Below are 26,086 nucleotides of genomic sequence, written 5' to 3' on the forward strand. Positions count from 1 at the left end.
GCTGAATGGCATGTTCAGCCAGTCGCCCAGCGTGTAATGCAGCCGGCGCCCCAGGAGCCTTAGCCCTCGCTGGATGTCGATTTCTCTCGCTTGTCGGGCGGCAGCAAAAAATCGTTAAACATGTCCTCCAACTGGGAGAAGTCCGCTGAAGTCAGGCGGCCAACGTCAGCAACGTTCATATTGCAAAGGTTCGCGATCATGGCCACTTCATTCTCCAGGTCATTCCCTTTCATCCGGGAGAACTCAATACGGTCACGAACCAGAGGCTCCCGCATGAGCACACTCGTTAACTGGCTGCCGTTTTCGAGGGTCAGCGGGGAGTAAAACTTGATTTCTTTCGTATTGGCTGGATAGCTCATAAAAAACTCCAATAAAAAAGCGGCCCGGAGGCCGCTTGTCAGCGATAAGGAAAGGTTTAAAGGCGGATTTTGGCGGCGATACCGCGCAGCTGATCCACGCCGTTCACGCGGCGAATAAAGCGCTCTGTGTCGATTTCGAACAGCTCCCGGCCTTCAAGGGTTTGCTTGTAGTAGTTGATCGCGATTTCGACCGTTGTCGCCTTCTCAGACAGCGTTTGATTGTCCCGGGCGTCAGGGGTGATCTTCGAGACAAAGCCCTCAATCTCGTCAATCGACCCCAGCGCCCCGCCGTTGCTGAGATAGCCCTCGTAAGCCGCAAAGCGGTTACGGTTGCCCGTCACAAAACCAAAGCGGGACAACATGTCCGCATCGATGCCGTAAAACTTGATCTGGCAGGTGAGCGCCTCCATGCCGTCATCCATCGGCGTCGGCGCGTCCTGCGCGCCGGTGCGCAGGTCCGTTTTAACGATCGACAGTTCCGGCGGCGTATACTCGTGCGCGCCCTGAATACGGAAACCGCCGGCGAAAAACGTCCAGGCCCTTAACGTTGTTTGTTGGCTCATACAGTCCCCAGCTCCTCTACAGCATATTTGTTGTTAATGCGGACCCGCATCGTGATCCGTTCCGTCGGCGACTTCGGCCCAAAATCGTAATCGATATAGACTTCGCCGGCCGCCAGGGTTTCGGCAGTGTTCAGCTCCTCATCCAGCCAGGCGCGCCCGCCAAAAATGGCTTTGAGCTTGGTCAGTGTGCGCATGTAGGAGTTAATCGTTCCAAGGATGTCATCGATGTTTTCAAGGTCCAGCGGGCGATCGACGTACAGCAATACAGTCTCCTGAATGCTGTCCTCGATAACGTCAGCCGTTCGGCGCACAGACTCAAATTGCCATTGCGGATGCTTGATACAAAGGCGGTTCCCCCAATGGCGAAAACCATCACGGCGGATAATGGTTGCGACGTTTTCCATATTCAGGAGGTTCGCCTGGCAGTTGCGATCGCCGAGAATAAACTCGTCAACCTGTTCAACGCCGAGAATATTGGCGATCGGCTGATTCGACTTACTCCACCACCAGCCCTTTTCCAGGTCGATTTTGGCGCGCAGGCCGGCCGCACAGGCGGAGTAAGGACGAAATACGATCTCACCGTTGGCCTTCACTTTCGAGACGCGGGGACGTAACAGCTCAACCCGGGCGCCGTACATCTGCCGGCGGGTCACAACTTCTTGCGGCGTGGCCATCGACTCACAATCAACATAAGCCACCGCGCGCAATTTATTTGCGGCCGTCTCCAGGGCCTTCCCGATCACGTCATCTTCACTAAACCCCGGGGCAATCAAAATGCGTGGACGGTAGCCGGTGATTGATTCACTTTGCGACCAGGCGGCCATTGCGGCGATCAGGTTGGCCCGCACATCTGGATCCACCGAAAATTTCTGTTCAGTGAGCAATTTTGCTCCGCCTTCGGTCGTTAACTTCGCGCCCTTTTCCGTGCTCAGCACCGCAGCGGCTTTACCCTCCGCGTCATCCGCCGCTCGCACGACAATGATCAGCGCGTTCGTTTGATCGGTGATATCCGTGATCGCCTCGCCCAGCGTACCACCAGCACCGAGGGCGCTTAGTTGAGTCCCCCCAATGACGGCCACGGGCGTATTGACAGGAAACGGCTCATCGGTCCCGCCGGTTAACAGGGCCGTGAATGGCGCCACAATCCCCGCCGCCGTCGTTTCTTCGGCCTTAATTTTGCTATCGGCTACGGCATTCACCGCTGTCACCACGTCGGCAGTCGTCGCAGTCACTACGCCTTTATCATCTGCAGCCAAGATGATCGACAGCACGCCGGCCGCATAGCTGGCCGAGGTTTTCACGCCTGCGTCGCCGGCGACGGCCTTAACACTGTACTGATTACCCTGGCGGCCAGGGTCTACCGCTTTGAATACCAGCTCGTTATCCAGTAACGGCGTTCCGCTCGTCACACTGGCCGGCGAGCCTTTCGACGCGTTCGGCGCCGTTCCCACCAGGCCGATAATCGCGGTCTGAATCGTCGTCACAGCAACAGATCCGCTATTCAGCTCTATCGTTTCAACACCATGTAATTCTGCCATTGTTATCTCCAGGCATAAAAAAACCGCCGGCGGCGGTCAAGGGAGGGGGTTATTCAGCTGGCAATGGTGGCCAGGGAACATCTGGGGCCTTGTCGAGGCTGATACGGCTCAACATCACGCGGTATTTCTTCCACGCAGCCAGGCGCTGCTCATCGCCGGCGGCAGCAATTCCCGTTTCTGCTGCATCGTTTAGCAATTCGATTTGCCGATCTGCCTGCTGCCGCAGCTGCAGCCTCGTTACCGCCGCTTGTTCTACGGCGGCCCGTTTCATAGCATCCGTATCCGTTACCCATTGCTCACCGTCCCAACGGTCCCATTGCGACGCCGGCGCGGTAAAGGTGCAATCAGGAGGGAGGACAAAATAAGCATTGGGAACCACCTGGGGACTCCCGTCGGCGGTGTAATACGTCTGCCCTGAACGGTCCTCAATTTGCTGCCAGGCGCCGGCGGTATACAACACAACGTGGCCAGGTTCAGGCGCCGGCGGCGCTTCGGTTACTGCCCACTCAGGAAATGCGGCCAGCTCCATCATGACAAACGGCCGGCCCTGTTCATCCCAATATGTAGCGCCGCGCACGTCGGCCACATACTTCCAGCCTTCCCCGTTCCATATTCCCGCCTGGCCAGCTTTCGGGCTGCACTTCACAGGCGTGCAATTCGCCGGTAAGCCGGTATGCGGCGCAACGTAAAAGTTGAGCGACCCGGTGAAAATGCCGGCATCATCAAAACGGTAAACCCATACCCAGCGCGGGCTATCAGAAAATTCAAAACTATCAGTCATGCAAGCCTCACGATGTAGTTAAAGGCGATGTTATCGACGGTGTTTTTTGCGGCGCCGAACGCATCGATGCGCAGGCCGTGGCCGTGCCAGCCGAGATCAAGCCAGTGGGTGTGATTCGGAGATGCTTCAACGAGATCAAAATCGGCATAGGCATTATGTAAAGTGAAAGAGAAACGTTCACTTGTTCCACCTTCAAGGGCTGTATTGGATGAATAAGCCCTAATCCTTGGTTGAAAAGCACCATTTGGCGTTGTCTCTTTCGAACCAAGATTTTCGCCCATAACTTCCCCGCTGTGGCCGTGGCTCTTAACCTGCCCCTCAGCCCAGGACAATACGGCGCGATCATCAGGTTTCCCCATAATCGTCAAACTGCGCATATCAGGGAGAAATCCTCCGGGATACGCTTGCGCCGTTCGCTGATAGACGTTTTTATCAAAGGTTTGCCCCAGCATGAAGGCATAGCCTGGCGGCGGTGTATCGCCGGAAAAAGGCAGCGGAACGATCGGCTGCAGCTCCTCTATCGCGAACGTACCCGCTTTACTTCTCAGCCCCCCGCTCTGTGTATCAAACTCCCAAATACACTCCATCCCGCTATCACCGATTGCGTGGATAACAGGATGAGCGTGCATATCTGTACCCGGCATAAGGTAGCCAAAGCTAACGGCCGTCGGCCACCCTTTGCCTTTTCGAGTCCCTCGCCCTTTAACCAGGGGGATATAAGTGCTTCCAGGTGTCACGGACCAGTGATAATCAGGCGAATAAAATGGGGCGTGGTTGTCCAATTGCTCCTTGTACATGCCTGCGCCGGCCGGTATGCCGTTCGTGCCGTTTGCCTGGAACATTGGGGCGCCTAGATCCCCCGTCGCTGTGTCGCCCTTCCTGAAGAGATAGCGGGCATCAGCCTCTTCAATCGTCAGCACCGAAATATTGGGGTCAATCTCGAGCACCACGCTTTCGGCATGTACCAGCGGCATAGCAAAGTTCACCACCAGCTCTTTTACGATCGAGTCATTTTGTTCCGGTAAGTAGGTGTCTGGATAGGCGCCATAGGCAATCAGAACGCCGGCGCTACTCATCAGCCCAAACTCCCGAACCACTTTACCCGGGTGCTTACGGGCGTTAATCACCGCCTGGCCGGCAATCATGCCGCTACCCGATTCCCCCTGCGTAAAGGGCACATCCCCAAATTTATTGACCAGTTTGGTTACGGCAGGGTCAGGGGTCACAGAGGCCCCGCCACCATCACCGAACGCGACGATCGGGATAGTGACCACCTCACCGGCCTGATAGGCCGCCTCTATCGCCTCGGCCCCGACGGCGGTTAAAATTAATCCTGCTGCCATTATTCACTCTCCAGTTCAATTACGGCGGCCGTGCAATATCTGTCCGGGTTAGTCAGCCCCAGATTTTTCCCTCGGCCATACTGCAAAATAATGGCCCACCGGGTACTCTCTGGATTTGGTCTTCCCGGGGTGTCTGTGACATACAAATGCCGGTCTGTGTTATCTTGCAGCCATCCATACACCACCATGTTTCCCCACTCGTTCCACAGCGCACCATCACCTCGCGGAGCAAATTCGTTGCTCTTTAGCGATAACTCTTTTTCATGTGGCCAGCGGCCGTTGTTCGACGCCAGAAAAGCAGGCATATCGGCCTGATACATACGCTCGGGGGTTGGTATGAGATAAAGACGCGGATTAATCGTGTGTACCAGTTCGCGGCCTTTGGCGTCAGTTGCAATGATTGACACTTTCCCCGGACCCGTAATGGTTACCGTTCCGTCAGACGCCACCGTAGCCGGGCCATCCGCCCGCCAGGTTATCAGGCCAAAATTGCCTTGCGCCGAGAGGGTATAGGTTGCGCCCTTAAATGATGTCGTCGGGGTAAAATTTGACGTCATCCAGCCATTGATATGCACACCGATAAATTCAAACGGCTGCAAAATCTGGATAGACTCCGACGCAATCATGTAGCCGGCTAAAATCGCCTTACCGTCCAGGTTCCCCTTAAATGTCACATCGAACCAGGAGCGCAAATTCTTACCTTTCATCACCGCGCTTTTCAGGTCCTGCACATCGCCCAACGTGATCGGCCGGTCGTCCTGCGTCACCTCAAGAGAGAACGTGTAAGGCTCCCCCCGTGGCGTCTTTTCAAACCACTCGATAACATCGCTGGCGAACGGCGAGGAGGACAACGACATTTCGATCGCCGCCCGCGTACCTCTATGCCGATGGATATAGGCAGCACGAGCAATAGCCGCCCGTTTCTCCTCCTCCGTCCAATCCGTGTTCCAGGTGTCTACGCTGAACTCCCACGCCAGCCACGGCAGCAGTTCAACTGGACATAACGCCGGGTTTTTCACTATCCGGATCAGGTCCGGGATAGAGAGCACCTCTTCAATTGTCGCCTGCTCAAGCGCGCGCTCTGCCGGAATGGCATTGGGCGGGAGTAACGTTTTAAATTTATTCGGCATTGATGATCACCTTACGCAGCGTGACTTTTGAGCATCGCGGCGCCTGCCCCATTGCCATGCTGATATCTGCAGCAGGTGAAAGCAGCTTTACCGTCACTATCCCGGGCTGATGTAAGGCACGGTCTATGGCCGAACGCGAAACCAGCCGGCCGAGGCGGTGAACAATGGCCAGGTACTTGTCCAGCGCATCCTCCGCCGCTTTCATCACCGTGTCAGTGTCCGGGCCGTAGGGGATCTGGATATCTGCGGTCACTTCAAAATCCACCAGTTCCGCCGGCTTTACCGTGACAAAATCGGTCAGCGGCCGAACCTCTTTTTTATTGACCGCCTCGGCGACCTTCTTCAGCACCTCGGCCGAAGGGATCCCCCCGTTGGTGCGGGACAACACATAGAGATAGACCTCGCCGAGAAGCTGGTGATCTTCAGGGCCGTATGCGCGGACGTCGAGCACATCGGGATCGGCAGACGCGGCAAAAAACGTATACGCATTTTCGGCGCCGGCGGTACTTAAACGGGACCAGGCCAGCTGTATTCGGGTACGAAATGCCTCGTCGTCTTCGAATACCGGTTCAACCGGCGGGACCGCACTCGGATCGCCGGGCTTTATCAGCAGCCGCTCCACATCAAAGTTGGCGCCGATCTGGTCAAGGTCATTCCCTTTCGCGCTGGCCAGCAATACAGCCCGAATGGAGTCATTCATGCCCTGGCGGATCAGCGTTGAGTGATACGCCAGGACTTCCCCTTGTTTAAAAACGGGGTCAGACTCCAGCAAGGCATCATAAACCGGGTCCAGCTCACGGAGCCGCGCCAGCCAGCCGGCAAAAATCAGCGCCGGATCGGGCATCTTTACCGCATCGGGTACGGGCAGCTCCGACAGGTTAATCGTTGCGGAATTGGTCGCCATTTATCGTTAGCTCCTTCAGGGTGATCGGGTAGCCCGTTTCTGTGTTGATGCCGTAAATCGTCAGGTCAAATTGCCCGGAGCCGGAAAACTGCACCGTCACCGATTTAACCTGCAGGCGTGGCTCCCAGCGAGCCAGGGCGCCGGCAGTCGCTGCGATGATATGCACGCGTGTGCTTTCGTCCTGGGGATTGTCCACCAGGTCTAACAGGCGGCTCCCGTAATCCCGCACCAGAACGCGACTACCGATCGGCGTTGTCAGAATGTCAAAGACGGACTGGCGCAGGTGCGCTGTCCCGGCCAGATGCTTACCGCTGGCCGCATTAACTCCCTGCATATTGCCCCCATAAAAAAACCCGCCGGAGCGGGTTACATTTGGTTGTTCGGTTTATCGGTGTCCCCACCGTGGGGATCGGGATGGGTGTGAATGTTGAAAATTTCTCTGACCCGCGCCAGCGTGCTTTTGCCGTCGGAAATATCCCCCGTGGCGGACAGGTCGCCGGTAACGGCAGTGTCTGCCTGCAGTTCCGTTTTGCCTTTCACCGTCAGCGTGTCCGTTATTTCTACCGGACCGCGCAACGTCCCTTTGCCGATAATTTCATAGGTGCCGTTTTCGGGGAGCGTCAACGTAAACGCGTGCGTTTCGCGGTTGTATCGAAACTCGGCGCCGTCGCTGAATCGGGTGATGTGTTCCGCGTCGCTGCCTTCTGGCGCCGGCATGGCGCCCGTATTCCAGCCAGGGAAAACGCGGCCGTTATTCAGCTCCCCGCTTTCTGAAAGTACCGTAACAGGATCGCCCACGGCGCAGGGGTTTGAGTCACTGCGATGGGCGCCGGCGAAGCCCTGGCATAACGGGAGCCAGGTTGTAATATTCTCGCCAATCTCCACCCGACAGAATGGCTGCGGGCCGTGCTTTACCGAATGAATGACCCCTCGACGGACCATATTGGCAACCCGGCGCTGCAGGTCTGATAACACGTCTTCACTCATCGCCGGCGCCCTCTTTTTTCTCGTAAATAAGGCGATAATCGTCAACGTGCGCGCGGCCGATATTTGGCGCCTTGCCCAGAAAGACCTTTTTCAATGGCCCGGCTTTCGATTCAAACGGATCTTCACCCATAGCAGCCACTTGGCTGAACGTGATACGCCAGACGATATAATCTTCCATTGCGATATCGAATTCATCCGGGCCAGCTCTGACAAACTCCGCTGGCTCCAACCCCTCAAGCCCAAACGTTCTCCCCTGGATCCATTGGCTCAAGTCTGCGGCCGCCGTTCGGATGTAAACCTGCGGCTTTGTGATTTCGTTGGTGCCGGCGCGGTCGACAACAACAAAGAGATCATGCTCAAACTCAACCCGCAGTTGGCCATCCGAACCGGGGGCATTTTCCCAGCCAGCGATCGACAAATACACCGCCGGCGTTTCCAGCTGCGTCACTACTTCCGGGTAATCATCGGCATTGGCTACCCACTCAATTTCGCGCAGTGCGGACAATATCGCGTCGTGATAGCTCGCCATTAAAATCGGTGTTGGCATAAACCCCTCACACGTTGATCCGCGCCTTCACGCGGCCTTTTAAATCCGTTTCAAAGTGATGGAAGAAAATCCGTGCCACGTCCGAAAATGCGTTGTCTTCGATGTAATCCAGCATCGGAGCATAGATATCTACCTCGGCCTCTTTTGCGCGGCGGGTCTGAGGGTCGCGGATCAAAACTGTCCGACGGCCGGCGCGCGTCCGGCCCACTTCACCATCAGGGAAGTTTTTTGCAGCCAGCAAGGCCCCTTTAGGCTCAAACCCAACTTCAGCGGCGGCCCGGCGCCTGGCGGCGATAAATCGCCCCGTTCTCGGGTCCCGGCGGTCATGGTGAGGCCGGATCCGACCTTTTACCCGGCCTTTCAAGTCCTTCACCTTGATAGCATTCAGACCAAACCACAATTTACCCTCGTCCAGCTGCGAGCCACGAGTTAGACGAAACGACAGGAGGCGCCGGCGGATCATGGATTGGTTGCGCGGCGCTATGCCGGCCTTCATATCGGCAACGACACGCTTTCGCAACGTCGCGGCTGTACGGTTTAATGCCCGGGAGTAGGCACGCAAATACTGCTTATGGTTCGCGCCGGCGGAAACGGCTATTCGCTGTAGCACCTGCAGATCGATATCAAACGGCAGATCACGCCTTAACCTGCTTGCTCGGGCCATATCATTAACTCCATTTGTCGATCGCCGGCGCGGGCTTCCCTGGCACTCCGCGCGCCAATGTAACAACACAGGTTCCTGTGTCGTCCGGGCCGACCTTCACCACCCAAAAGGCCTCCGCGCCAATCTCCACCCGATCTTTAGGTTTCAGGCCTGCAATCAGCGCCGTTTTTACAAATAACCGAGGGGCGACGTCCTGGACCGTGGCGGCGCCATAAGGCAGGGTAGTATCAGCGGCCGGCTCATCAAAAACGGCACGGACAGGCGTCGGCGATCCATTGATAAACACCTTCATTTCCCGCCCCATCGCCTCAATAATTCGGCTGTCAGCATCGAAAAGAGCCTCATCAAAAAGGTTATCGACCCCATCCATGCCGCCCCCTTAAAGCTCTGTAACGTAGCCAGCGTCTTCCAGCTCGTCCACGTCCGACTCCAGCACGCGGACCGTATCGCCGGCATACGCCATTTTCACCGGTTGATTGCGCGTCTCATGCAAGGCGTTGATGTGCAACGTCGTCAGCACGCGGACCGTTACCCACTCGATTTCGTCTTCTGATTTTGGCGCCATTGGCTGGCGTTGTTCTGTGGTCGCCTGCAACAACGGACCAGCACCAGATGCCCCACCGGTGCCACCGTCTGTACCGTCGCCGTCTTCCTCCTGAGCCTCGATTTCCTCTTCGGCTTCGCGGATGCGCAGTTGCAAATCTGCGATAGTTCCTTCCGTGCTCAGTTCACGGCCCAGCACCTTGCCCAACTCGCCCAGCTTGGCGATCAAATCGTCTTTAGCAGCCATTGTGTTCTCTCTCTAAAACAGGGGGAAAGGGGCCGTAGCCCCTACAGGATGGGTTAAGCGACTTTCACCACCACGAACTCATTGGCATCAGCCAATAGCATCAGCGGCGCGGTTTGCGTCATGGTGTATTCGCGCGCCGGATCGCCCGTTTGAATCCAGTTTTTTGGATAACGGCGGGCCTTGGTAATGCCTTCGTTCAGCGCCTCAACATCCTGAATAGCGCCATAGGTTCGGATACCCCGCGCCTCGTTATTACCCATCACAAAGGTGTTTTCAGGCATGTAGTTGGTTTTTTTCTGGGTCTTAGGGTCGATATACTGGCCAACGTAAACCACGATGGCCACATCGCCATACATGCCCTTAACCGATACCGCTTTGCCCAAATCCTTCAACGCGGTTTCCAGGTAAGCCACAGATCCCCGGCGGGTATCGAGCTTTTTCTGCACCGCTTTGAAAGACTGGAAGAGGGACCAGGCTTTAGGATCCATCACAACCAGATTGACAATCCCGGACGCATTGAGCGCGTACTCCTCAAGATCTCCGGTCGGGTCGTAGGTTTCCTTGTCCTGGGTAGACCAGCGACCGGCGCCAGCCTGCGTGATGTTGTTGGCCGGGTCGCGCTGCAGGTCTACTTCGACCTCTTCGAACGCTTCGCCGGTCATGATGTATTTGCCACTGATCACCGCATCGACAGCCTGTTTTTCTTCAACCTGGGCGATAGCCAATTCTTCATCTTTCAGGTTCTGCAGGATGATGCGATTACGACGATAAGCGGGATCTTTCAACTGCTCCGGATCTTCATCTGGCAGACGACGCAGCACCATTTGCGGGTTAACTTCGTGCTTTGGCTTAACGTAGCCCGGCTTAAATTGCGTGGTCAGGCCGCCACGCGAACGCAGCACTTTACCCTCAACCGCTGGAGAGATATAAACCGCCATTGCGACCTCGCCGGGGATCTTGGCCAGGTCTACAGTTTCACTATCAAATTCGTAGCTTTCACGGTAGAAAATACGCAGAAACAGCGGGTCAAACTTGAATTTTGTCTCAGTGACGGCGATCAATTTGCTCGTCGAGTACATGGATTGGGACATGAGTTTTCCTCATAAAAAAACCGCGCCAGGCGCGGTTATAAAGTGGTGATCGGGAGCTATTAGTTAACGCTGATAGCCGTACCGGCAAAGGCGTTAAATTTCAGTTCATCAGTGGCCGCAGCTTCTGGCCATTGCACTTCCTCAACCCGGAATGTACCGGATTTGTAGTACGTGATTTTCGGTTGCGGGCCATCGATGGCCAGCGCCAAAATAGCAACGGCCGTCCCTGCTTTTGCCCCATCCCATGCCACCAGCGTGTTAGTGTCTTCTTTCAACATTAGCGGGGTGAGCGCCGGCGTTGCCGCAGTAAGGCCACTAATGCCGATCGCGGTATGTGCCGCATCGCTGCCACCAAGGGGCTGAACATGCTTAAACTCTTCTTGATTTACCATTCTTGGATTCCTTACACCGGGGTGTTCATTAAATCGTCAATATCGGTCTTGGCCGTAGCCACTTGCCCCAGCGCTTCGGGAGAATCGGCCATCAGGCGATCAAGTCCCGTTTCAGTCCGCACCTGAGCGCTTTCCGGCATACTGGCAAGAATGCGCTGGGCATTTTCTACCGTCATGCCTGGCGTGGCTGCCAGGGCACGCGCGGAAGCGCCACGGCCTTTCGCCTCATCACAATCTAAAATCCCCATGATGCGGGCATTTTCGGCCTGAATGGCATCATTAACGGCCGCTGTTACATTTCCTGCGGGCTGAGCCGCTGCCGGATCCGCTACCGTTTGTGCTGTAGCCACTTCTGATCCTGTTGGCGTATCCGCTGCGGTTTGGGTTTGATTTACTGACATTTGGCCTCCTATAGACCGGGTTACTTTTGAGTTGCTGATAGCCTCACGCATGACCGCTAACGCATCGGTGTTGATAACCAGTTCGTCAGACAGACCTGCGTCTATCGATTCCTGGCCGGTATACACGGCCGCTTCGGTATCGAGCACCGCCTGAACGGAAATACCGGTATAGCCCGATACTTTTTCCGCAAAGGCTTGCCGGATGGCGTTCATTTTTGCCTGAAATGTTGCCCGGACTTCCTTTGGCAAGGCTTCCCAGGGATTCCCGTCCACCTTGTGAGCACCGGCATAAATCAGAGTGATATCAACCCCGGCTTGCTCCAGATTGCCGGCGTAATTACTGTGGGCCATCAGGACGCCGATAGAGCCGGTTTTAGCCGTTTGCGTGACCAATCGCCGAGAGCACGCGCTGGACAGCAACTGACCGGCGCTGCAGTTCATATCGTTGGCCAATGACCATATCGGCTTTTGATTACGCAGGCGGGCGATAATGTCGGCCGCATCAAATCCGCCGGCGACCATCCCGCCCGGGGTGTCCATATCGAGCAAAACCCCGTCAACGTCGGGATCGTTAATTGCCGCTGTCACCCTGGAAACAATCCCGTTGTAGCCGGTCATACCAGAATACGGACGCAAAGAACCGGACTTGCTGACCAACGTCCCTGATATCGGGACAATGGCGATCCGCTCCTGGATGTCATAGCCGTTATCCGAGACAGTCACTCGCCCCGGCCCATAAGACGCGGCTAATTCCGTCATTTGCGGCGGTGATAAGACCGTGTTTGTTGTGCCATCAATCATGCGCCCCACGCCCAGCTCGTTACCCAACGCGCAAAAGAAAACCCGCGCATAGGCGGGTTCTAATAAAAGCGGCTCATTGAGTGCCATACTGGCGATATGGGGCAAGTTACGCGCTTGATCCACGCTGACCTCCCTCGTTTTGTGTTGAGTTCTGCAGCTGAGCCTGGAAAGCTGCAGCCACCCACGCAGGCTGCGTTAAGCCGGCGGCCTTGCGTTCTTCTGCTTCCCGGACCTGCTGGCGGAAAATGTCCTGATAATCTTCGCCCAGCTTGCCGCACTCCTTTTCAAAGGTACTTAAACCCGCCTCTATCAGCATGACGGACTCCTGCACCTCTTTCAGGCCATCAATGGCCATGCGGCCGGCGCCGATCCATTCTGAATTACTCCAGGCGCATCGCGCCTCACTGAACGAGAAACGGGCGCGGGACGGCATTTTTACCACCCCACGGATCAAGGCTTCTTCCAGCCAGCAGGAAAACATCATGCTCGCCTGGCGTGACGCAATAAACTTGCGGCGGCCGAGGAAGTAACGCCAGGATTCGTTAGCCGATGCCCGGGCACTGGAGTAACTCACCTGCGAATAATCGCGGGAAAGCTGTTCATAGGACACCCCCAAGCCGGCGGCGATGTATCTCAACAGCGACTGTTCAAAGACTGAATAGCCGTTATCCGCGTTCTGCGCGGTTTTCAGTTCCAGTTTGTCCCCAGGGAACAGGTGCGGGACTTTGGCACCGCCAAACTTCACTTGCGCGGCCTGGTAATAAATCAGGTATTGCTGCAGGAATTTATTCATCGGGGGTTCCTGGCCTTGCGCGTTCCCCGCCCCCAGGATGTAATCAAACGCCTTTTCTGTATCCAGCTCAGATTCAATGGTTGCGGCATACATCGCCTTAACGATCGCACTCTGCAGCTGCGTGTTCTGCAGCGTATCGAGCATCTTCATCTGCTCCATCACGCTGTAAAACCGGTTGGCCCCACGCGTCTGGCCATCCTCCAGGGGTTCAAAGATGTGGATCATCGCCGGCCGACCATTTGCCAGCTCACGGGGCACATAGGAAACACGGCGAGCGCCCCAGCTCGGATAGCTGTCATCCACCACGTTGTAGCCAATGGCGGCGCCATATTTGTCCAGCGAAACACCGGCCCGCTGTGTATTGCTGTCGAGCACTCCAGGCGCGTTTCGGATACGTTTGGGGCTGACCATCTTAAACTGCGTGCGAAACAGCCGATGCGGAGCACGATCCCAGCAAGGCTGGGTAAAGACTTCCCCGTTAAAAGCGTGCATGGCCACGCCTTCACGGATCATCATCGTAAAGGTTCGTTTGCGCTCCACGTCCAGGCAACAATCAGGGTCCTCTGCGTACTCTCGCCAGGCCGCTTCTACCTCGTCAGAAAATGCCCGGGATTCTTCCTCAGCGATGCCGAGATAGCGCCAGTTTGGCCGATAGCTAAGGCGAAAGAATGAGCCGACGATATGATCCTGGTGCAACTGCACGCCATTGGCTGCGTAGCCGTTATTTCGCACCAGGTCATCCGCCCGGGCGTTCCCCCGTTCAAATTGCGGCAGTAATGCAGCATCCACGCTTTGAGAAGAGGGTTGCCAGCCGGCTATCTGGCCACCAAAGCCCACACCGCCACCGGTATAACCGGCGTATTCACGCAGCGGCGTCGCGCCATCCGGGCCAAGTAAAGTTTGATTTTTATTCATACCCCGAACCCCGCCGGACCTCGGCGCCGACTGGCTAACCCCAGTTGAACCTCTAAATCAGAGATATAGGCGCGCAGCTCGTTTAACGTGGCGGAGGTGAATGTCACGGCGCGCCCGTCTTTTTGAATCGATGCCACACGTTTACCCGTTAGCAGTTCGTGTAAGGCTTTTCGGGCTTCTTCCAATTGTGCCAGTGTCGCCACGTTATCCTCCCAATTGAGCCGCCAGGGCGGCCAAGTCATTATTATTTCTGGCCTGCTGGCCGGACGGTGATTGTTGGCGGCTGGCCAGTAACACATCCAAATCCAGCTGCCAGCGCGAAACGCTGATACGCAAAGCCGCCAGGGCATAAACAAAACAGTCGAGGGCCTCGTTTCGGCGTTTTTTGGCGTCCCAGAGCAATTTAATTTTCCCTTTCTCATATTTTTCTATGAGTTCCTCTGCCGTCATCTGCTCGGCTTCTGCCAGGTCGAAAACCGCCGGATTATTCGGGTAGTGGATAAGCCCGGGAACGGGGGAGCCATCGGCGGAGCGCTCCAGTTTGTAGCGGCTGTAAATGACTTCTTTGGCAACGTCCGTGCCGATTTCGGTCAGAAAAACGCCGTGGCTGTTTTTCTTGCGCGGCATGTTGGCCACAGGCTTCCCATAAACGCTGGCTCCCTTGATCGGTATTACCCGGAAGAGGCCCAGCTTTTTCGACCGGTTATAAACAATCGCCGGGTCGATACCGCCGGAGTCCCAGCAAACGCGACCAATGGTCATGATCGTGCCGTCGGCCAGGTGATACTGTTTGTTGATAGCCTCATCAACACGCAGCAGCGTTTCCTCTTCATCGTGCCGACCCATGATAATCACGCGGTCGATCAGGAATGCCTCTTCACCTGGCGCCCAGCCCCACACACGCATTTCGTAACGGTCAAGTTGAGAGTCAATGCCGGCAGTAAGGTAAACCACACGATCGGGCACTTCTGCCCGGTAATGTTCGGCCAGTTCGAGCAGGGTTTCAGGTAACGGACGCTCCCCCACTTCCTCGGCCCAGGTTTCGCCAAGCGTCGTGTTGGTGAACGTTTTCAGCTTGCCCGGGTCGCCCTTCGTCTTTCTAAAGTCCTTAACGATTTGTGCCCAGGTAGTGAACGAGCTGTAAGCGGTCCAGATGTGAAAGGAGACTGATTCAGGGGGATCAACCTCCTGCCCCGTCGATTCGAACCAGCGGAGGCCATCAGACGTGTAAAGGCCCGTATTTTCACAGATATAACGCGCATCACTAAAATTAAGTTCCTGCTGGCGTATCACGCAGGCGTTATGCTCACAGAGATAAAAAACCGTCTTCGGCTTCCCTGATTCCCACTTAAAACCGTAGGGCGTTTCACGATCGCCGAACTTTAAAAACTGCTCCTCGCCGCAATGCGGGCATTTCACATGAAAACGCATCAAATGTCCGGACTCGCTGGCGGCGCGTTCTATCTGGCATATGCCCCTGATTTTCGGTGTAGATCCGCGTATCGACTTTGGCCACACTGAGCCTTCTATGCGTTTATCACCCAGGAATGTCGGAGAGCCTTCCTTCTCCACATCCTCATCAAAAGCAGCCAATTCGTCATAGCCGACATAGTCGACCGATTTTTCACGGTAGTTTTTTGCCGCTTTACCCCCCAGGCACCAGAAACCCCGACCGTTCGAAAAGCGCTTCATCGAAAGCGTGTTGTCGCGGTGTTTTTTTCCGTACCAAGGAGCCATTGCCAGGAGACTGGGAACGTCGCGGATCGTCGGTTCGACGTGCGACTTCATAAAATTTTCAGCATCGCCATCCGTCGGCTGCCACAACAGCCCGTTTCGCTGTTTGTGCTGGATAAAATACGCCACGACGGCCAGCAACATTTTTGAATAGCCGACGCGCGCCGACTTAATCAGGTTTACCTCCCGGATGTCATCGCTCCCCATTGCGTTCATGATCGCAACCTGAAACGGCATCGTTTCCCAGCGCCCCTCTTGATAGGAGGATTCTTTGGGGAGGTAATAATATTCGTTTGCCCACTCTACCGCCGTCATAGGAACGGGGCGGAATAGCGAGCGCAGACCGGCGGCAACCCAATAACGCAGCCGATCAATCCGTTTGTTCGATATACTCATTCAGCAACCCCGGAAGAATTTCATCCAGCGCAGCCGCTTTATTCATGGCTTTCACCACATCCCGCTTTAAAAATTCGATATGCCGATTTTCCAGTTCAGGAAAGCGCCGCTGCATTGAGAGAGGAATGCCGTCAAGAATGCCGGCAATCTCCCCCGCGACCTTTGACAGGACAAACATGCAGAAGCCGGTTTCCACTACCTCGGCGGAGTCTTTAGCATTCTTTAATTCCTGGCCGTCGGCTTGAGCGCGGGTTAAACGGTAGCGCTCATAATCGATAGTGCCGGGCTGCAAGGCCTCATCCCCGCTTTGCTGCAGGGCGTCCAGCTCTTTACGCAATATCTCGTTTTCTAGCGAGGCCTCGCGGTCGGCGTACCAGGTAATAACGTCCTTTGTCGAATAGGTATTTTCCCCGCCTTTACCGCCGTTCCCCTCGCCGGCCACTACCGGCATTCCTTGCGATTGCCATGTGGTGATCGTGCGCGTTGAAACTTCGAAGAGATCCGCCAGTTGTGCCTTTGTTACATTCATAAATCCCCCCGAAACTCCTTTTTATTAACATTTTTTTAACCGGGAAGTGATTTCCCGAAAATCGAGAGGATCTCGATAGGATCACTTCCCGCTCTGGCTATAGGTGAATCAAGTAAAAACAATGCGTTAGGTATCAAGTGAGAAGGAAGTAGGATCCGCGTCCAAAAAGCTCATAAATAGCGACTTTTCGCGAGTCTAGCGCCCCTCGGTGTTTTGAACCCCAGGAAGGACCCATGAAAATTGATAGCAACGCTCATCCAGTCTTGTTTTAACCCTTGCTTTTCGATAAAAAAACCCGCCGGAGCGGGTTTAGTCATTCTTGCTTCACGCTTTATTACGAAATGCTATCGGGAAAAGAGCAGGTAAAGTTTACCGACACCTCTAAACTTGTATCCGGTGCTCGCTCAATAATATACCCCTGATCTAACGAATAAAAATTGGCAACCTTACCAAACACCCAAAGCTCTACTGTTGCCGCTGGAAGAGATTTACCATTTTCAAAAATATTACTGCTAACAACAGCTAATGAATATGGCAGTGGATTCTCTTCCGCATCCATTGGCAAGTAACGCAAGCTGGCAGAGATATGAGTATCTGGGAAAGCAGGGATCTCATCGCCATACTTACTAATTAATTCAACTGTTGTTTTGGAGCGATAAACACGTTCATCTTCATGAAACGCTTTTTGTTTTGAAAAATCAGAGCCAACATTAATAATCCCATTGGGAAGATTTGTCGTCACTCCACCAACAACAAGGTTCACTGCATCTTTATAAACAGATAGTTTCATACAAAAATCCTTAATGTGAGTTTTCCATTGGAACTTAAATAACCAGGTGATAAAAACATATAAAAATGCACAACTACCTTATTAGACATATTTTTTAAATGCCAGAATCTCATGATAATTAAGTTCAAACATCATCTGATCTGTAGATAATTTTCGCATCAGATGCATTTACATTAAGAAATTACTTCCTATAATAAAATTGAAAACTACTGTGCCATCCTTGGTACAATGCATTATCGATGACCTTCGTAACGGCCACTTTGAATACCGTTGGTATTAGCAGTCAGAATCCGGTCGGGCCACCGCACGACAGGCCCACATGCAGGCTTCCTGCATCTTGGTGTGGGCGATAGCCAGGCAACGTGCGGCCTCATGCGCTTCAGCTGAGTGATTTCCCGTTTCACATAACTCAACCGCAACCTCATCACGTTCAGTTTCGACCAGATTGCAAAAGTGCCGGCTGGCATCTTTGAGACGGTTCATCCGCTCAATATCACCTAGTGTTAAAGTGCGGTATCCCTTCACGGTGCTACCGTCTTGCGGTTTTACTTCGCTCATTGTTTTCTCCCGGCGGCTTCCCGCCATTGGTTAAGTGTGGCCACCTGGCCAGCGCAGATTGATAAAGCAGTTTGCAGAGACAGCGTGTAGCTCACCGCGTCTCCCCAAGTCTCTCCTTGCAGTTGTGGATTTTCGCAAGGAGTGAAAACTGATTCAGGGGGTAGCAGGACTATTTGCTGTGGTGTCGGCTGCACTCTGCTGCAGGAGCTCAATAGTAGCGACAGGCATAGGCTGAGCAGCGCAGGCATCATTCTTGATTGCTTCACGATATTTCCTTTGGTAGCTTTCGTTCTGCTGGCGCAGTTGCTGCTCTCTCCGGTGCTGCTCTGTCGCTAAGGCTCTGTTTTTCCGCTCTTGCGTTTGCAAAGCTGAGATCAGCCCTGACTGCTGCGCCAGCGTCTTTTTCTGCTCTGCAGCCTGTTGGCGTGCCAACTGCAACCGGAGAGACAACAGCGAGCTGTAACCGCCAAGAAAGATAGCCACCAGCAACAGAAGCACCAGGCTGCCGCCGGCGATCTTGCTCATCCAGCCGTTCATAATTAGCCCCAAGTGCAGACGGTGTTTTCGACCTCACGCCGGGTGATCAACCCTTTCCACTCTTTGCCGCCGGCATACTTCCAGCACTTCAGTTCACCGCACGCGCCAGCCGGGTCGCCGGCATTCAATTTTTTCAGCATCGTGGAGCCGATAAACGCATACGGGCCGACGTTGTACGAAAACGAGTAAATAGCGGCGCGCTGGGTTTCCGTGGTTTTCACCTTGATCGAAGGATCGACAATCCGTGCAACTTTCTGCAGGTCAGATTTCAACAGCGCATCGCATTCTGCGTCGCTGTATCGCTTGCCGAGGATAATATCGGCACCGGTATGTCCATCGCAGACCGTCAGAACGCCGACAACGTCGCGATAGGCCACATACCGCCGCCCCTCTAACCCATCGTGGCCGCCGAGCATTGCAGTGGCGATCGCAATCGCCCCGCCGCCACCGGTTATGGCAGCGACGATTTTATTTCTCAAATGTGAGTTCATGGCTTCACTCGCTCATCGCTTTATAAGCTGCTTTTGCACGCTCTTTGTCATAACCGACGGCTGTAAGTTTGTTGACCAATTTGCGTTTGTAATACCAGTTCACCCCCGCCGTAAAAACGGCAACGAGGATCCCCACTAATACAGCCCAATCTTGCAATGTCATAGCGCCAGCTGCGGCCAACAGTGAAGCAACCCAGTACGAGAGCTGGGAGCTATATTTGTCCATCTTCATACCTCCCCCTTCCGGGGATCTGTCCCGGTACCGGGTGATAGAAATGGTTTAGCCTCCCGCCGTAGTCACTCAGAGACAGGATGTGTTTGCTTTGTGGTTGACTGTTTTGGCAAAGAAGCTAAAACGACAAAACCCCGCCGGAGCGAGGTTTTTTGATTGGGTAAGCTACGTGACTGCATAACCACTCTTAACACGTTACAACAGTTTTTGCGTACGCGTGAGTTATTTCGTATATTTAGCAAGTAACTACAAACAGCAGAAGCATTATAAGAAAAAACAGGATACCTATGGATAATCTTATCTATCAAAAATTTAGTGATTTCGATCACAAAGATCCATTTTTTGATTCTTTGAAAGCTGACTATAAAGAATTTCCCTCTTGGCTATCGAAAAAAGCAAAGGAAGGAGAGTCTGCTTATGTCTTATACGGAGACGAGGGACTGATAGAAGGTTTCATGTATTTAAAAGAAAATGATGATGGGGGCGGCCTTGAACCTCAACTTCCAGCAGGAAATCATCTAAAGATTGGTACTTTTAAATTTGAATCAAAGAGAACACTACGTGGGCAACGTTTTCTTAAAAAAGCATTTGATAGAGCTATAAGCTCGGGATCGAATGATATTTATGTCACCGTTTTTGAAAAACACGACCATCTAATTAGGCTTTTTCAAACCTATGGCTTTTATCGTCATGGTCAAAAAGACACTCCAAACGGGAAAGAATTCGTTTATGTACGCTCTTTAGATGAAGTTAATGGTGATATTCTACTTGATTACCCATTAATATTAAACCGCAACACAAAAAAGTATTTATTAGCAATCTATCCTGAATTTCATACTCGCCTATTTCCTGACTCAAAATTAGTCACCGACTCGCCTAATATCGTACAGGATGTATCACATACAAATAGCATACACAAAATTTACATATGTGGAATGCCAACAGTATCAAAAATGCAAAGGGGGGACGTAATAGTTATATATCGCACTGGAGATGGTAAAGGGCCAGCATTTTTTAGAGCCGTAGCTACTTCCATATGCGTTATTGAAAGTGTAAGAAAAATTAATGACTTTAATGATGAGGAAAGCTTTGTAAGTTATTGTGGTAAGTTTAGTGTATTCAGTGAACAAGAATTAAGGAATTTTTATAGGAATAAGAAATACCCATACGTACTGCGCTTCACATATAATCTAGCTTTACCTAAACGACCAACACGTGGTAAAATGATAGAAGATGTTGGTTTAAATGGCACCAAAGGGTTTAGATGGAGCCACTTTGAACTAACAGATCGTCAGTTTAACGAAATAATTGATTTAGGCAAAGTCGATGAAAGTTTTATTATCAATTAAACCTGAATATGCCGAAAAAATTCTAGACGGAAGCAAAAAGTTCGAGTTTAGAAAAGGGATATTCAAGAATGAAAAAATCACAACAGTTGTGATTTATGCGACCATGCCGATTGGTAAAATTGTTGGTGAATTCCAAGTTGACTCAGTATTAAGCGGCAGCCCTGATGACGTCTGGGCTGAGACAAAGAAGTTTGCTGGAATTACAAAAGAATTTTTCGATATGTACTATGAAGGAAGGGAAAAGGCATTTGCAATTAAGATCGGCTCTGTCGATAAGTTTGACGCCCCTCTTCCGCTATCAACACTTGGTAGCAATATCACCCCCCCACAGTCATACCGTTACCTTTTAGCATAATACATGCCCGGAGCTCTCCGGGCATCCGTTTAGCCCATTTTCAGCTTAACATCAAGCATAGCCAAGCACCCTCCGATGAAACCTTCAGCTGTCTGCATTTCCTTCCTGATGGTTCCATCTGAGCACTTACGTTTTCTGGCTATCTTGCGCAGAGACATGCCATAAACATGGTGCGCTATTACAAGATCATACTCTTCTGGTTTGTACTTCTTCAGCCGACTAACGCACCCATCGATCACCAACCCATCATCATCGCAGCATGAAAGCTTTCCGCTCGATGCAGGCGGCAGCAGCCCTTTGAATCCCACTGCAATTGGTGAGTAATCGATGCCACTGTCCTCACGCGCCCACACACCCCACCGTCCAAGAATTTCATTAATTTCAATCATAATTAATACCCCACACATATTGGCCCGCATGCCAAAGTCTAAAACGTCTTCTAGATTATTATTCAGAGATTTTCTCTAATATCATTATTTACTATTTTTGCAGCTTCAAAAAACATTCTCGCATCAACCCTTTCCTTTTCCGGCAGTTTTTCAAATGACACTTCATTTAATGCCTTATCCGTATAAAAATCCTGAACACTCAAAACATTTAAATTGGCTTTTTTAAGCTGCCCATCTAATCCATCTATGTAGTTTGGAGTGACTAATATTGAATCGGAATAATTCGTTTCTATTAACCCATTATTTGTTTCCACGAAAATATTCCCTATCCCCAATGAAATGTCTACGAAATGCTTTTCCACATGCCCGGCTGAAAGTAAATTAATTTGTTTAGAGTTACTTTTTAGCATAGGCTGATAAACCTTGATCCCATCAACATTAAGATCGAATGGAACTAGTCTATTTTTTATAACCCCATCGCCAGGATTAAGCATAACTTCGGTGAACTTTGACTTAGTAAGACTCGAGGATTCAGGATAAGGGAAACCCAACCCTTCTGCTAATAAAAACATATGCGAAACACTATAAAAATAAAAGTTATTCACTCTAAGACAAAAGACACTAGGATTTAAAGCGAAACTTAATGTTTCAGTCCCTATAAAATTAATACCCTCTGGATGTTTATTAACTCTCTCAATAGCAAGCATTCTGTCATGTAGTCCTATCCTATTTTTTATATAAAAATTTGGTGTTACACCTGCTGGATTAGCATTTAGTTGTCTAATCCCTAGCCAAAGTCCAACCCTAACTTTGTCGAACCAGTCTAGTAATATGTTCAATTCTTCTACTTTAACTTCATTGCCATTCATTATTTTCGATAAAGCCTTTTCAGAATCCCCTTCCAGAACCGAGTATTCAGAATTACACGAGTCACATGCTGGAAAAGTAAAGGAGTTAAACGGGAAATTCCTTATTTTTTTAGACTTCATGTCATATCCAAAGTTTGCTAAACGCGAAGGATCCCCTGTTCTCCGCAATAGCCATTGAGGAATTACATGTTCTTTTGTTTTAGTGCTTGGTTCTTCACCACAAAAAACGCACCCCATAGCCATGAAAGCCTCCAGTCAGTAAGTTAGAATAAGCACTATAATAATTAATTTTAAAGCTATAGCACTCTTAATATCAATTATAAAATCGCGCCTATGGACATAGAGTAGTCTATGAACTTGAACCACAGTTCGATCTGACTGCCGTGTTCCGATTCCCATCGTGACGGGGCACGGTGTAATGCATCGTGTTCTTCTCGGCATAATGGGATGGTGAAAAGGTCATGCGCCTTAGTTCCCATCCCTCCCTGTCCATGACCGATGATGTGGTGCGCATCGTCAGCCTGGATACCGCAAATAACGCATGGTCGTGACTTAACCCACCGCAGGTACGCTTTGCTTTCCCACCGCTCACGCTTTGGCAACTTCAGGAATGACTTTGGCGGCTCCGGATCTATTACCAACATCTTTGCAGCCTTCTGGGCTATATCGGCGATAATCTGACTCGGTGCCAGGCTGGGAGTGATATCGGCCTCTCTCCGGTGACCTGATGAGATTGTGATCGGCTTGATACGCAGTGATGCCGCCGCGACATCCTCAGGCAACAGATCGATGACTTCTTTCACCCAAGCCCACCAGCACAATTCAGGCAAGGTCAGTTGGTGGCTCTCCTCGAACATGAAGTAACTGCGGGCCCGATACACCACAAAATCAGCAATATTTTGTTCTGCTGTGGCTGATAGCTCATCCATCGTCTTATCACGGTACATATGCGAATGGTGCCAGCACAGGCGAATAGCACCGGCGCCATAACGCATGGTCTCCATGTTTTTATCGTGATAATCGTCCTCGGCACAATGGCGCTGACAGTCATGACGACGATCCAGCCAGCTCTCCAGGCTGTTAATGCCACCAGCGGCGGCAAGAACACGCTCATGCTGAAAGAACGGACGAAAGCGTGGATCAACAGCTATCTGCTGCTCAGTGGCTGGCAGTGCGCCTGATGGCAGTTCCCGAAACTCGATCGGTACAGTTGATATCATCACCCGATCACCGAACATCGGCAGGAGTTCTGCACCAGGCTTTAAGATGACCTGCCCGAGTTCACGGACGATGATCGGCTTCAATAACCCCCTCATGCCCTGGCCTTAGCCGTCATCATCAGCTTGATAAGTTCAGATGCCCGGGAATCGTAAAAATGAGGCTGAGTTTCGCGCGGGTTGCCTGGGTTGGTGATGTTTTTACCGTAAGCAAGGCCCTTTGTTGTCACAGCCCAGAACTGCTTAACGCCTCCCTTAGCGACTCTCGATGTGCTTCGACGTGCTCGGTGCTCAACAATGCCAATTTCTTCCAGCCGGCGATAAGCCTCTTGGGGACTGACAGGGATTGAGTGTTCCTTAAGAATGGCACTGAGTGACATTGTAGGCCGGCTTGAGCCGTCTACCGAATCAGATGGAGCGTCAATGGCATAGGTTGGCATCAGGTTAGGAATGCCGGCAAAGTCCTGCAGCTTCTGATAGGCGCCAAGTTTTGACGAATTTGAAAGGTTCAGCATTCGAGATGCTGACTCAAGTAGCAGAATACCCGCCTGAATGCGATCTGCCGTCTGTGAAACATGCTGGCCAACAGCTGCAGCGTCAAAGGTGCGGATAACCTTTAGGCTAAATGCAGGACTAATCCACATGGCATATGAGTAAACCAGCTCCTTGCAAACATAAACGCCAGGGCTGATCCCCCCTTTGATGACTTCCAAAGCAGAGATTCCTGCTTTGCTTATTTCTTGCGCAAGCTCTTGGGTTTGATTGTTCTGCAGCCAGACGCTCGGACGTTGGCGCCCTTCGCTTCCTGCTGCACGGTGCAAATCATTCAGGCAATAGCGGCCATTGATATCCTGACGTACAGCTACGCCATCAATCGCGATCAATTGATTCATTGTATTACTCCACACATTGGTTTTAGCCAGCCTCCCCACCCCGTCACCCGCATAGTGATTGGGGAGGCGATTAACTGCTCTATCAAAATAACCGATGCCTGTGTTTTTATCCAGCATCAGTAACCTCCCTGATCCGGAGCTCTACCTTACCGCCCTTGATTACCGGCCCCCAGCTCGCATTGATGCGCTTAATCTGGCTGTCATCGAGCCACACACCAGCCTTGGTCATCGCATCGAACAGGCCCTTGAAGTAATTATCCAGGTCACGTCGGGCTTTGGTCGGTGGACAGAACACGACCTCAACGGCGATATCTGCACTGATTGGCTTCGGCCGGCGACGTAGCTGCTCAAACACCTGGGCGATAGCCTCGGCTTGGAATGCCCTGCCGCGTTCACTGACCAGAGTTCTGCCTCTTAACGATCCCTTGTTTGGCGAGCGCCAGTAGCCGTTAACGCTTGGAGGAAATGGCAACGTCAGAATCATTCGCCCTCCCCAACCGCTGCACGGACAATCCCGCGTACACCGTAGTAATCCCATTCGAAATGCCACTGCTGCCACCCAGTGACATACCCACCGGCCAAAGCATCCAGCCGGTTCTTTTGGCGAGACCGCCAGAAACTCCGTGCCTCTTTCAAAGCCCGGCGGCGCCAGATGTGGTACGCGATGCTCGACAGTGGTATCAGAACTAGATTTTTCATGATGCCAACCTCGCTAAGTCGTTCTCGCTTGCCTTGGTTACTGCCTGAGCCCAGATACCAGTCCACGCCCTGCGTGCGTCGTAATCGGTCATGCGCCCAAGAGATCCGGCCATTTCCTTCGCCAGTGCCTCAACCTCGTTTTGGGGTTTTCGGCGTTGGGATACCAAGCGGGTGTAAGCGTCCTCTCGAGCAGCGCTATCAAGCTTCTGAACCTTAGGCAGGTCATTGGCCCGCTCCTCCTTGACCTTGAGGTAGCATTTCTCGGTGATCAGGTAGTCGAAATCCTTCTTGCGCCAGGTCTTGCCGGTGTTGGTATCTGCACGGTCTTCCAGCATCCAACGGCATTTTTTCGAGATGAACCGCAGGTAAGCCCCCCACTTCTCAAGGTTCAGCTCGTAGTCGGCCCAGAGTTTGCGGAGCTTTTTGCGGCGGTCGTCAGTGATTTTAAGAACGACGGGCAGTTCAGGGAGCGTGCTATGGAAGGCCTCAAGCATGGCCTTGTAATCGATTTTCAGAGAGTCGGCTTGTGAGTCTGCTGGTGGAGCCAGCTGACGTACAGGTTTCTTCTCTGTAGTAATCTCTGAAGTATTCTCTGTGTAATCTCCTGTATGAATGAATGCGGAATTTCCCCGATCTGGCTCGGGGGTTTTCTGCAGACTTGTCCGCGGAATTTCCGCATTCCTGTCTGCTGGTTTGTCGCATTCATGAATGCGGGATTTCCGCATACTGGATTGCTGGTTTTCCGCATACTGAATCAGCAGGGCTTCCAAGCGGTTTTTGTTAACGCGAAAATAGAGTTTTGCGGGTACCCCTCTGCGGTCTTCTTCCAACACGCCGGCGGTAACCAACTTTTTCCTGGCGCCTTCCTGCTCATAGCGTGATAGACCAGTTTCGGTCGTCAGCTCAGCCTGGGTTTTGTAGAACCAGCCATCCATTCGGTTTTGCCAATACACCAACTGCGAAAGCAGTACAGCACCGGTAACGCCAGCACCCAGCCCAACAAACGAAGGCTGGAATGCTATTGGGCGATCCAGTAACTGCATTAAGAC

Annotated in this window: 34 protein-coding genes; 2 read left to right on the plus strand and 32 right to left on the minus strand. The window is 52.4% G+C overall.

From position 1 onward, the window contains the following. Nucleotides 1-59 precede the first annotated feature (59 nt). The 26 genes from ACMGF7_RS21890 to ACMGF7_RS22015 all read right to left on the minus strand — a co-directional run bounded on the left by ACMGF7_RS21890 (nt 60) and on the right by ACMGF7_RS22015 (nt 19,266). Nucleotides 60-359 carry a phage tail assembly protein gene (locus tag ACMGF7_RS21890; RefSeq protein WP_197763118.1) on the minus strand — a complete coding sequence of 100 codons (300 nt, stop codon included), beginning with the start codon at nt 357-359 and terminating at the stop codon, nt 60-62. 56 nt (nt 360-415) lie between these two features. Continuing rightward, nucleotides 416-922, minus strand: coding sequence for a phage major tail tube protein (locus tag ACMGF7_RS21895; RefSeq protein WP_380692115.1), 507 nt, complete (start codon nt 920-922; stop codon nt 416-418). Further along, a complete protein-coding gene (locus ACMGF7_RS21900; protein WP_420286660.1) occupies nt 919-2,460 on the minus strand; it encodes a phage tail sheath C-terminal domain-containing protein in 1,542 nt (513 codons plus the stop codon). The genes ACMGF7_RS21895 and ACMGF7_RS21900 overlap by 4 nt, the downstream gene beginning before the upstream one ends. 49 nt (nt 2,461-2,509) lie before the next feature. Then, nucleotides 2,510-3,241, minus strand: a complete 732-nt coding sequence (locus ACMGF7_RS21905) for a tail fiber assembly protein (protein WP_420286662.1) — start codon at nt 3,239-3,241, stop codon at nt 2,510-2,512. Beyond that, complete coding sequence (locus tag ACMGF7_RS21910; protein ID WP_420286664.1) at nt 3,238-4,584, minus strand: phage tail protein; 1,347 nt, start codon at nt 4,582-4,584, stop codon at nt 3,238-3,240. The genes ACMGF7_RS21905 and ACMGF7_RS21910 overlap by 4 nt, the downstream gene beginning before the upstream one ends. Beyond that, a complete protein-coding gene (locus tag ACMGF7_RS21915; RefSeq protein ID WP_420286666.1) occupies nt 4,584-5,714 on the minus strand; it encodes a phage tail protein I in 1,131 nt (376 codons plus the stop codon). The genes ACMGF7_RS21910 and ACMGF7_RS21915 overlap by 1 nt, the downstream gene beginning before the upstream one ends. After that, nucleotides 5,704-6,618: a baseplate assembly protein gene (locus ACMGF7_RS21920; protein ID WP_380692120.1), complete on the minus strand. Its 915-nt coding sequence runs from the start codon at nt 6,616-6,618 to the stop codon at nt 5,704-5,706. Before ACMGF7_RS21920 ends, ACMGF7_RS21915 begins: the two co-directional genes overlap by 11 nt. Beyond that, nucleotides 6,593-6,952 carry a GPW/gp25 family protein gene (locus ACMGF7_RS21925; protein WP_380692121.1) on the minus strand — a complete coding sequence of 120 codons (360 nt, stop codon included), beginning with the start codon at nt 6,950-6,952 and terminating at the stop codon, nt 6,593-6,595. Before ACMGF7_RS21925 ends, ACMGF7_RS21920 begins: the two co-directional genes overlap by 26 nt. Before the next feature lie 32 nt (nt 6,953-6,984). After that, nucleotides 6,985-7,605 (minus strand): phage baseplate assembly protein V, encoded by a 621-nt coding sequence (locus ACMGF7_RS21930; RefSeq protein WP_420286668.1) that lies wholly within the window; start codon nt 7,603-7,605, stop codon nt 6,985-6,987. Then, entirely contained in the window at nt 7,598-8,152 is a 555-nt protein-coding gene (locus ACMGF7_RS21935) for a hypothetical protein (RefSeq protein ID WP_265260181.1), read from the minus strand. The genes ACMGF7_RS21930 and ACMGF7_RS21935 overlap by 8 nt, the downstream gene beginning before the upstream one ends. Before the next feature lie 7 nt (nt 8,153-8,159). After that, complete coding sequence (locus ACMGF7_RS21940) at nt 8,160-8,816, minus strand: hypothetical protein (protein WP_420286670.1); 657 nt, start codon at nt 8,814-8,816, stop codon at nt 8,160-8,162. A gap of 4 nt (nt 8,817-8,820) precedes the next feature. Then, a complete protein-coding gene (locus ACMGF7_RS21945; protein WP_420286672.1) occupies nt 8,821-9,186 on the minus strand; it encodes a head-tail joining protein in 366 nt (121 codons plus the stop codon). A 9-nt stretch (nt 9,187-9,195) separates the two neighbouring features. After that, the gene (gene gpFI / locus ACMGF7_RS21950) at nt 9,196-9,606 is read right to left on the minus strand and encodes a DNA-packaging protein FI (protein ID WP_420286674.1); all 411 of its coding nucleotides are present in this window, start codon (nt 9,604-9,606) and stop codon (nt 9,196-9,198) included. A gap of 53 nt (nt 9,607-9,659) precedes the next feature. After that, on the minus strand, nt 9,660-10,697 hold the full coding sequence (locus tag ACMGF7_RS21955) for a major capsid protein (RefSeq protein WP_420286676.1): 1,038 nt from the start codon (nt 10,695-10,697) through the stop codon (nt 9,660-9,662). A 59-nt stretch (nt 10,698-10,756) separates the two neighbouring features. Next, a complete protein-coding gene (locus ACMGF7_RS21960) occupies nt 10,757-11,089 on the minus strand; it encodes a head decoration protein (RefSeq protein WP_171884968.1) in 333 nt (110 codons plus the stop codon). Nucleotides 11,090-11,100: 11 nt separating this feature from the next. Then, nucleotides 11,101-12,378, minus strand: coding sequence for a S49 family peptidase (locus tag ACMGF7_RS21965; RefSeq protein ID WP_420286775.1), 1,278 nt, complete (start codon nt 12,376-12,378; stop codon nt 11,101-11,103). 19 nt (nt 12,379-12,397) lie between these two features. Then, nucleotides 12,398-13,999 carry a phage portal protein gene (locus ACMGF7_RS21970; RefSeq protein ID WP_420286678.1) on the minus strand — a complete coding sequence of 534 codons (1,602 nt, stop codon included), beginning with the start codon at nt 13,997-13,999 and terminating at the stop codon, nt 12,398-12,400. Beyond that, nucleotides 13,996-14,202, minus strand: a complete 207-nt coding sequence (locus tag ACMGF7_RS21975) for a phage head-tail joining protein (protein ID WP_026142328.1) — start codon at nt 14,200-14,202, stop codon at nt 13,996-13,998. Before ACMGF7_RS21975 ends, ACMGF7_RS21970 begins: the two co-directional genes overlap by 4 nt. 1 nt (nt 14,203) lies before the next feature. After that, on the minus strand, nt 14,204-16,129 hold the full coding sequence (locus tag ACMGF7_RS21980) for a phage terminase large subunit family protein (protein WP_420286680.1): 1,926 nt from the start codon (nt 16,127-16,129) through the stop codon (nt 14,204-14,206). Beyond that, entirely contained in the window at nt 16,104-16,658 is a 555-nt protein-coding gene (locus ACMGF7_RS21985) for a terminase small subunit (RefSeq protein WP_122078345.1), read from the minus strand. Before ACMGF7_RS21985 ends, ACMGF7_RS21980 begins: the two co-directional genes overlap by 26 nt. Nucleotides 16,659-16,992: 334 nt before the next feature. Beyond that, on the minus strand, nt 16,993-17,448 hold the full coding sequence (locus tag ACMGF7_RS21990) for a hypothetical protein (protein WP_420286682.1): 456 nt from the start codon (nt 17,446-17,448) through the stop codon (nt 16,993-16,995). A gap of 276 nt (nt 17,449-17,724) precedes the next feature. After that, entirely contained in the window at nt 17,725-18,006 is a 282-nt protein-coding gene (locus ACMGF7_RS21995; RefSeq protein WP_420286684.1) for a DUF7681 family protein, read from the minus strand. After that, nucleotides 18,003-18,257: an Rz1-like lysis system protein LysC gene (gene lysC, locus ACMGF7_RS22000; RefSeq protein ID WP_420286686.1), complete on the minus strand. Its 255-nt coding sequence runs from the start codon at nt 18,255-18,257 to the stop codon at nt 18,003-18,005. Before lysC ends, ACMGF7_RS21995 begins: the two co-directional genes overlap by 4 nt. Then, on the minus strand, nt 18,160-18,543 hold the full coding sequence (locus ACMGF7_RS22005) for a hypothetical protein (protein ID WP_420286688.1): 384 nt from the start codon (nt 18,541-18,543) through the stop codon (nt 18,160-18,162). The genes lysC and ACMGF7_RS22005 overlap by 98 nt, the downstream gene beginning before the upstream one ends. A gap of 2 nt (nt 18,544-18,545) precedes the next feature. Beyond that, nucleotides 18,546-19,034, minus strand: a complete 489-nt coding sequence (locus ACMGF7_RS22010) for a lysozyme (RefSeq protein WP_420286690.1) — start codon at nt 19,032-19,034, stop codon at nt 18,546-18,548. A 4-nt stretch (nt 19,035-19,038) separates the two neighbouring features. Next, the gene (locus ACMGF7_RS22015; protein WP_060424656.1) at nt 19,039-19,266 is read right to left on the minus strand and encodes an HP1 family phage holin; all 228 of its coding nucleotides are present in this window, start codon (nt 19,264-19,266) and stop codon (nt 19,039-19,041) included. Nucleotides 19,267-19,553: 287 nt separating this feature from the next. On the opposite strand from ACMGF7_RS22015, the gene ACMGF7_RS22020 reads away from it, so the two are divergent. Together ACMGF7_RS22020 and ACMGF7_RS22025 are read left to right on the plus strand one after the other, a co-directional pair. Then, a complete protein-coding gene (locus ACMGF7_RS22020) occupies nt 19,554-20,615 on the plus strand; it encodes an N-acetyltransferase (RefSeq protein ID WP_420286692.1) in 1,062 nt (353 codons plus the stop codon). Then, nucleotides 20,593-20,970, plus strand: a complete 378-nt coding sequence (locus ACMGF7_RS22025; RefSeq protein ID WP_420286694.1) for an ASCH domain-containing protein — start codon at nt 20,593-20,595, stop codon at nt 20,968-20,970. Before ACMGF7_RS22020 ends, ACMGF7_RS22025 begins: the two co-directional genes overlap by 23 nt. Nucleotides 20,971-20,999: 29 nt before the next feature. On the opposite strand, the gene ACMGF7_RS22030 is transcribed toward ACMGF7_RS22025, so the two are convergent. The 6 genes from ACMGF7_RS22030 to ACMGF7_RS22055 form a co-directional block, all read right to left on the minus strand. Beyond that, nucleotides 21,000-21,359 carry an antiterminator Q family protein gene (locus ACMGF7_RS22030; protein WP_420286696.1) on the minus strand — a complete coding sequence of 120 codons (360 nt, stop codon included), beginning with the start codon at nt 21,357-21,359 and terminating at the stop codon, nt 21,000-21,002. Between the two features lie 62 nt (nt 21,360-21,421). Continuing rightward, nucleotides 21,422-22,471 carry a hypothetical protein gene (locus ACMGF7_RS22035; RefSeq protein WP_420286698.1) on the minus strand — a complete coding sequence of 350 codons (1,050 nt, stop codon included), beginning with the start codon at nt 22,469-22,471 and terminating at the stop codon, nt 21,422-21,424. 74 nt (nt 22,472-22,545) lie between these two features. After that, the gene (locus ACMGF7_RS22040) at nt 22,546-23,532 is read right to left on the minus strand and encodes a DUF968 domain-containing protein (protein WP_420286700.1); all 987 of its coding nucleotides are present in this window, start codon (nt 23,530-23,532) and stop codon (nt 22,546-22,548) included. Between the two features lie 8 nt (nt 23,533-23,540). Continuing rightward, complete coding sequence (locus tag ACMGF7_RS22045) at nt 23,541-24,338, minus strand: KilA-N domain-containing protein (protein WP_420286777.1); 798 nt, start codon at nt 24,336-24,338, stop codon at nt 23,541-23,543. Between the two features lie 106 nt (nt 24,339-24,444). Then, nucleotides 24,445-24,822 carry a RusA family crossover junction endodeoxyribonuclease gene (locus ACMGF7_RS22050; RefSeq protein ID WP_420286702.1) on the minus strand — a complete coding sequence of 126 codons (378 nt, stop codon included), beginning with the start codon at nt 24,820-24,822 and terminating at the stop codon, nt 24,445-24,447. Between the two features lie 211 nt (nt 24,823-25,033). Beyond that, the gene (locus ACMGF7_RS22055; RefSeq protein ID WP_420286703.1) at nt 25,034-26,080 is read right to left on the minus strand and encodes a hypothetical protein; all 1,047 of its coding nucleotides are present in this window, start codon (nt 26,078-26,080) and stop codon (nt 25,034-25,036) included. Nucleotides 26,081-26,086: the final 6 nt, after the last annotated feature.

The organism is Serratia sp. BNK-17 (assembly GCF_048684935.1).
Lineage (GTDB): Bacteria > Pseudomonadota > Gammaproteobacteria > Enterobacterales > Enterobacteriaceae > Serratia > Serratia nematodiphila.

What these genes read in the sequence shown, in the direction of transcription:
- ACMGF7_RS21890 (WP_197763118.1), bottom strand. Translation starts at nt 359, where the DNA reads ATGAGCTATCCAGCCAATACGAAAGAAATCAAGTTTTACTCCCCGCTG.
- ACMGF7_RS21895 (WP_380692115.1), bottom strand. Translation starts at nt 922, where the DNA reads ATGAGCCAACAAACAACGTTAAGGGCCTGGACGTTTTTCGCCGGCGGT.
- ACMGF7_RS21900 (WP_420286660.1), bottom strand. Translation starts at nt 2,460, where the DNA reads ATGGCAGAATTACATGGTGTTGAAACGATAGAGCTGAATAGCGGATCT.
- ACMGF7_RS21905 (WP_420286662.1), bottom strand. Translation starts at nt 3,241, where the DNA reads ATGACTGATAGTTTTGAATTTTCTGATAGCCCGCGCTGGGTATGGGTT.
- ACMGF7_RS21910 (WP_420286664.1), bottom strand. Translation starts at nt 4,584, where the DNA reads ATGGCAGCAGGATTAATTTTAACCGCCGTCGGGGCCGAGGCGATAGAG.
- ACMGF7_RS21915 (WP_420286666.1), bottom strand. Translation starts at nt 5,714, where the DNA reads ATGCCGAATAAATTTAAAACGTTACTCCCGCCCAATGCCATTCCGGCA.
- ACMGF7_RS21920 (WP_380692120.1), bottom strand. Translation starts at nt 6,618, where the DNA reads ATGGCGACCAATTCCGCAACGATTAACCTGTCGGAGCTGCCCGTACCC.
- ACMGF7_RS21925 (WP_380692121.1), bottom strand. Translation starts at nt 6,952, where the DNA reads ATGCAGGGAGTTAATGCGGCCAGCGGTAAGCATCTGGCCGGGACAGCG.
- ACMGF7_RS21930 (WP_420286668.1), bottom strand. Translation starts at nt 7,605, where the DNA reads ATGAGTGAAGACGTGTTATCAGACCTGCAGCGCCGGGTTGCCAATATG.
- ACMGF7_RS21935 (WP_265260181.1), bottom strand. Translation starts at nt 8,152, where the DNA reads ATGCCAACACCGATTTTAATGGCGAGCTATCACGACGCGATATTGTCC.
- ACMGF7_RS21940 (WP_420286670.1), bottom strand. Translation starts at nt 8,816, where the DNA reads ATGGCCCGAGCAAGCAGGTTAAGGCGTGATCTGCCGTTTGATATCGAT.
- ACMGF7_RS21945 (WP_420286672.1), bottom strand. Translation starts at nt 9,186, where the DNA reads ATGGATGGGGTCGATAACCTTTTTGATGAGGCTCTTTTCGATGCTGAC.
- gpFI (WP_420286674.1), bottom strand. Translation starts at nt 9,606, where the DNA reads ATGGCTGCTAAAGACGATTTGATCGCCAAGCTGGGCGAGTTGGGCAAG.
- ACMGF7_RS21955 (WP_420286676.1), bottom strand. Translation starts at nt 10,697, where the DNA reads ATGTCCCAATCCATGTACTCGACGAGCAAATTGATCGCCGTCACTGAG.
- ACMGF7_RS21960 (WP_171884968.1), bottom strand. Translation starts at nt 11,089, where the DNA reads ATGGTAAATCAAGAAGAGTTTAAGCATGTTCAGCCCCTTGGTGGCAGC.
- ACMGF7_RS21965 (WP_420286775.1), bottom strand. Translation starts at nt 12,378, where the DNA reads ATGGCACTCAATGAGCCGCTTTTATTAGAACCCGCCTATGCGCGGGTT.
- ACMGF7_RS21970 (WP_420286678.1), bottom strand. Translation starts at nt 13,999, where the DNA reads ATGAATAAAAATCAAACTTTACTTGGCCCGGATGGCGCGACGCCGCTG.
- ACMGF7_RS21980 (WP_420286680.1), bottom strand. Translation starts at nt 16,129, where the DNA reads ATGAGTATATCGAACAAACGGATTGATCGGCTGCGTTATTGGGTTGCC.
- ACMGF7_RS21985 (WP_122078345.1), bottom strand. Translation starts at nt 16,658, where the DNA reads ATGAATGTAACAAAGGCACAACTGGCGGATCTCTTCGAAGTTTCAACG.
- ACMGF7_RS21990 (WP_420286682.1), bottom strand. Translation starts at nt 17,448, where the DNA reads ATGAAACTATCTGTTTATAAAGATGCAGTGAACCTTGTTGTTGGTGGA.
- ACMGF7_RS21995 (WP_420286684.1), bottom strand. Translation starts at nt 18,006, where the DNA reads ATGAGCGAAGTAAAACCGCAAGACGGTAGCACCGTGAAGGGATACCGC.
- lysC (WP_420286686.1), bottom strand. Translation starts at nt 18,257, where the DNA reads ATGATGCCTGCGCTGCTCAGCCTATGCCTGTCGCTACTATTGAGCTCC.
- ACMGF7_RS22005 (WP_420286688.1), bottom strand. Translation starts at nt 18,543, where the DNA reads ATGAACGGCTGGATGAGCAAGATCGCCGGCGGCAGCCTGGTGCTTCTG.
- ACMGF7_RS22010 (WP_420286690.1), bottom strand. Translation starts at nt 19,034, where the DNA reads ATGAACTCACATTTGAGAAATAAAATCGTCGCTGCCATAACCGGTGGC.
- ACMGF7_RS22015 (WP_060424656.1), bottom strand. Translation starts at nt 19,266, where the DNA reads ATGAAGATGGACAAATATAGCTCCCAGCTCTCGTACTGGGTTGCTTCA.
- ACMGF7_RS22020 (WP_420286692.1), top strand. Translation starts at nt 19,554, where the DNA reads ATGGATAATCTTATCTATCAAAAATTTAGTGATTTCGATCACAAAGAT.
- ACMGF7_RS22025 (WP_420286694.1), top strand. Translation starts at nt 20,593, where the DNA reads ATGAAAGTTTTATTATCAATTAAACCTGAATATGCCGAAAAAATTCTA.
- ACMGF7_RS22030 (WP_420286696.1), bottom strand. Translation starts at nt 21,359, where the DNA reads ATGATTGAAATTAATGAAATTCTTGGACGGTGGGGTGTGTGGGCGCGT.
- ACMGF7_RS22035 (WP_420286698.1), bottom strand. Translation starts at nt 22,471, where the DNA reads ATGGCTATGGGGTGCGTTTTTTGTGGTGAAGAACCAAGCACTAAAACA.
- ACMGF7_RS22045 (WP_420286777.1), bottom strand. Translation starts at nt 24,338, where the DNA reads ATGAATCAATTGATCGCGATTGATGGCGTAGCTGTACGTCAGGATATC.
- ACMGF7_RS22050 (WP_420286702.1), bottom strand. Translation starts at nt 24,822, where the DNA reads ATGATTCTGACGTTGCCATTTCCTCCAAGCGTTAACGGCTACTGGCGC.
- ACMGF7_RS22055 (WP_420286703.1), bottom strand. Translation starts at nt 26,080, where the DNA reads ATGCAGTTACTGGATCGCCCAATAGCATTCCAGCCTTCGTTTGTTGGG.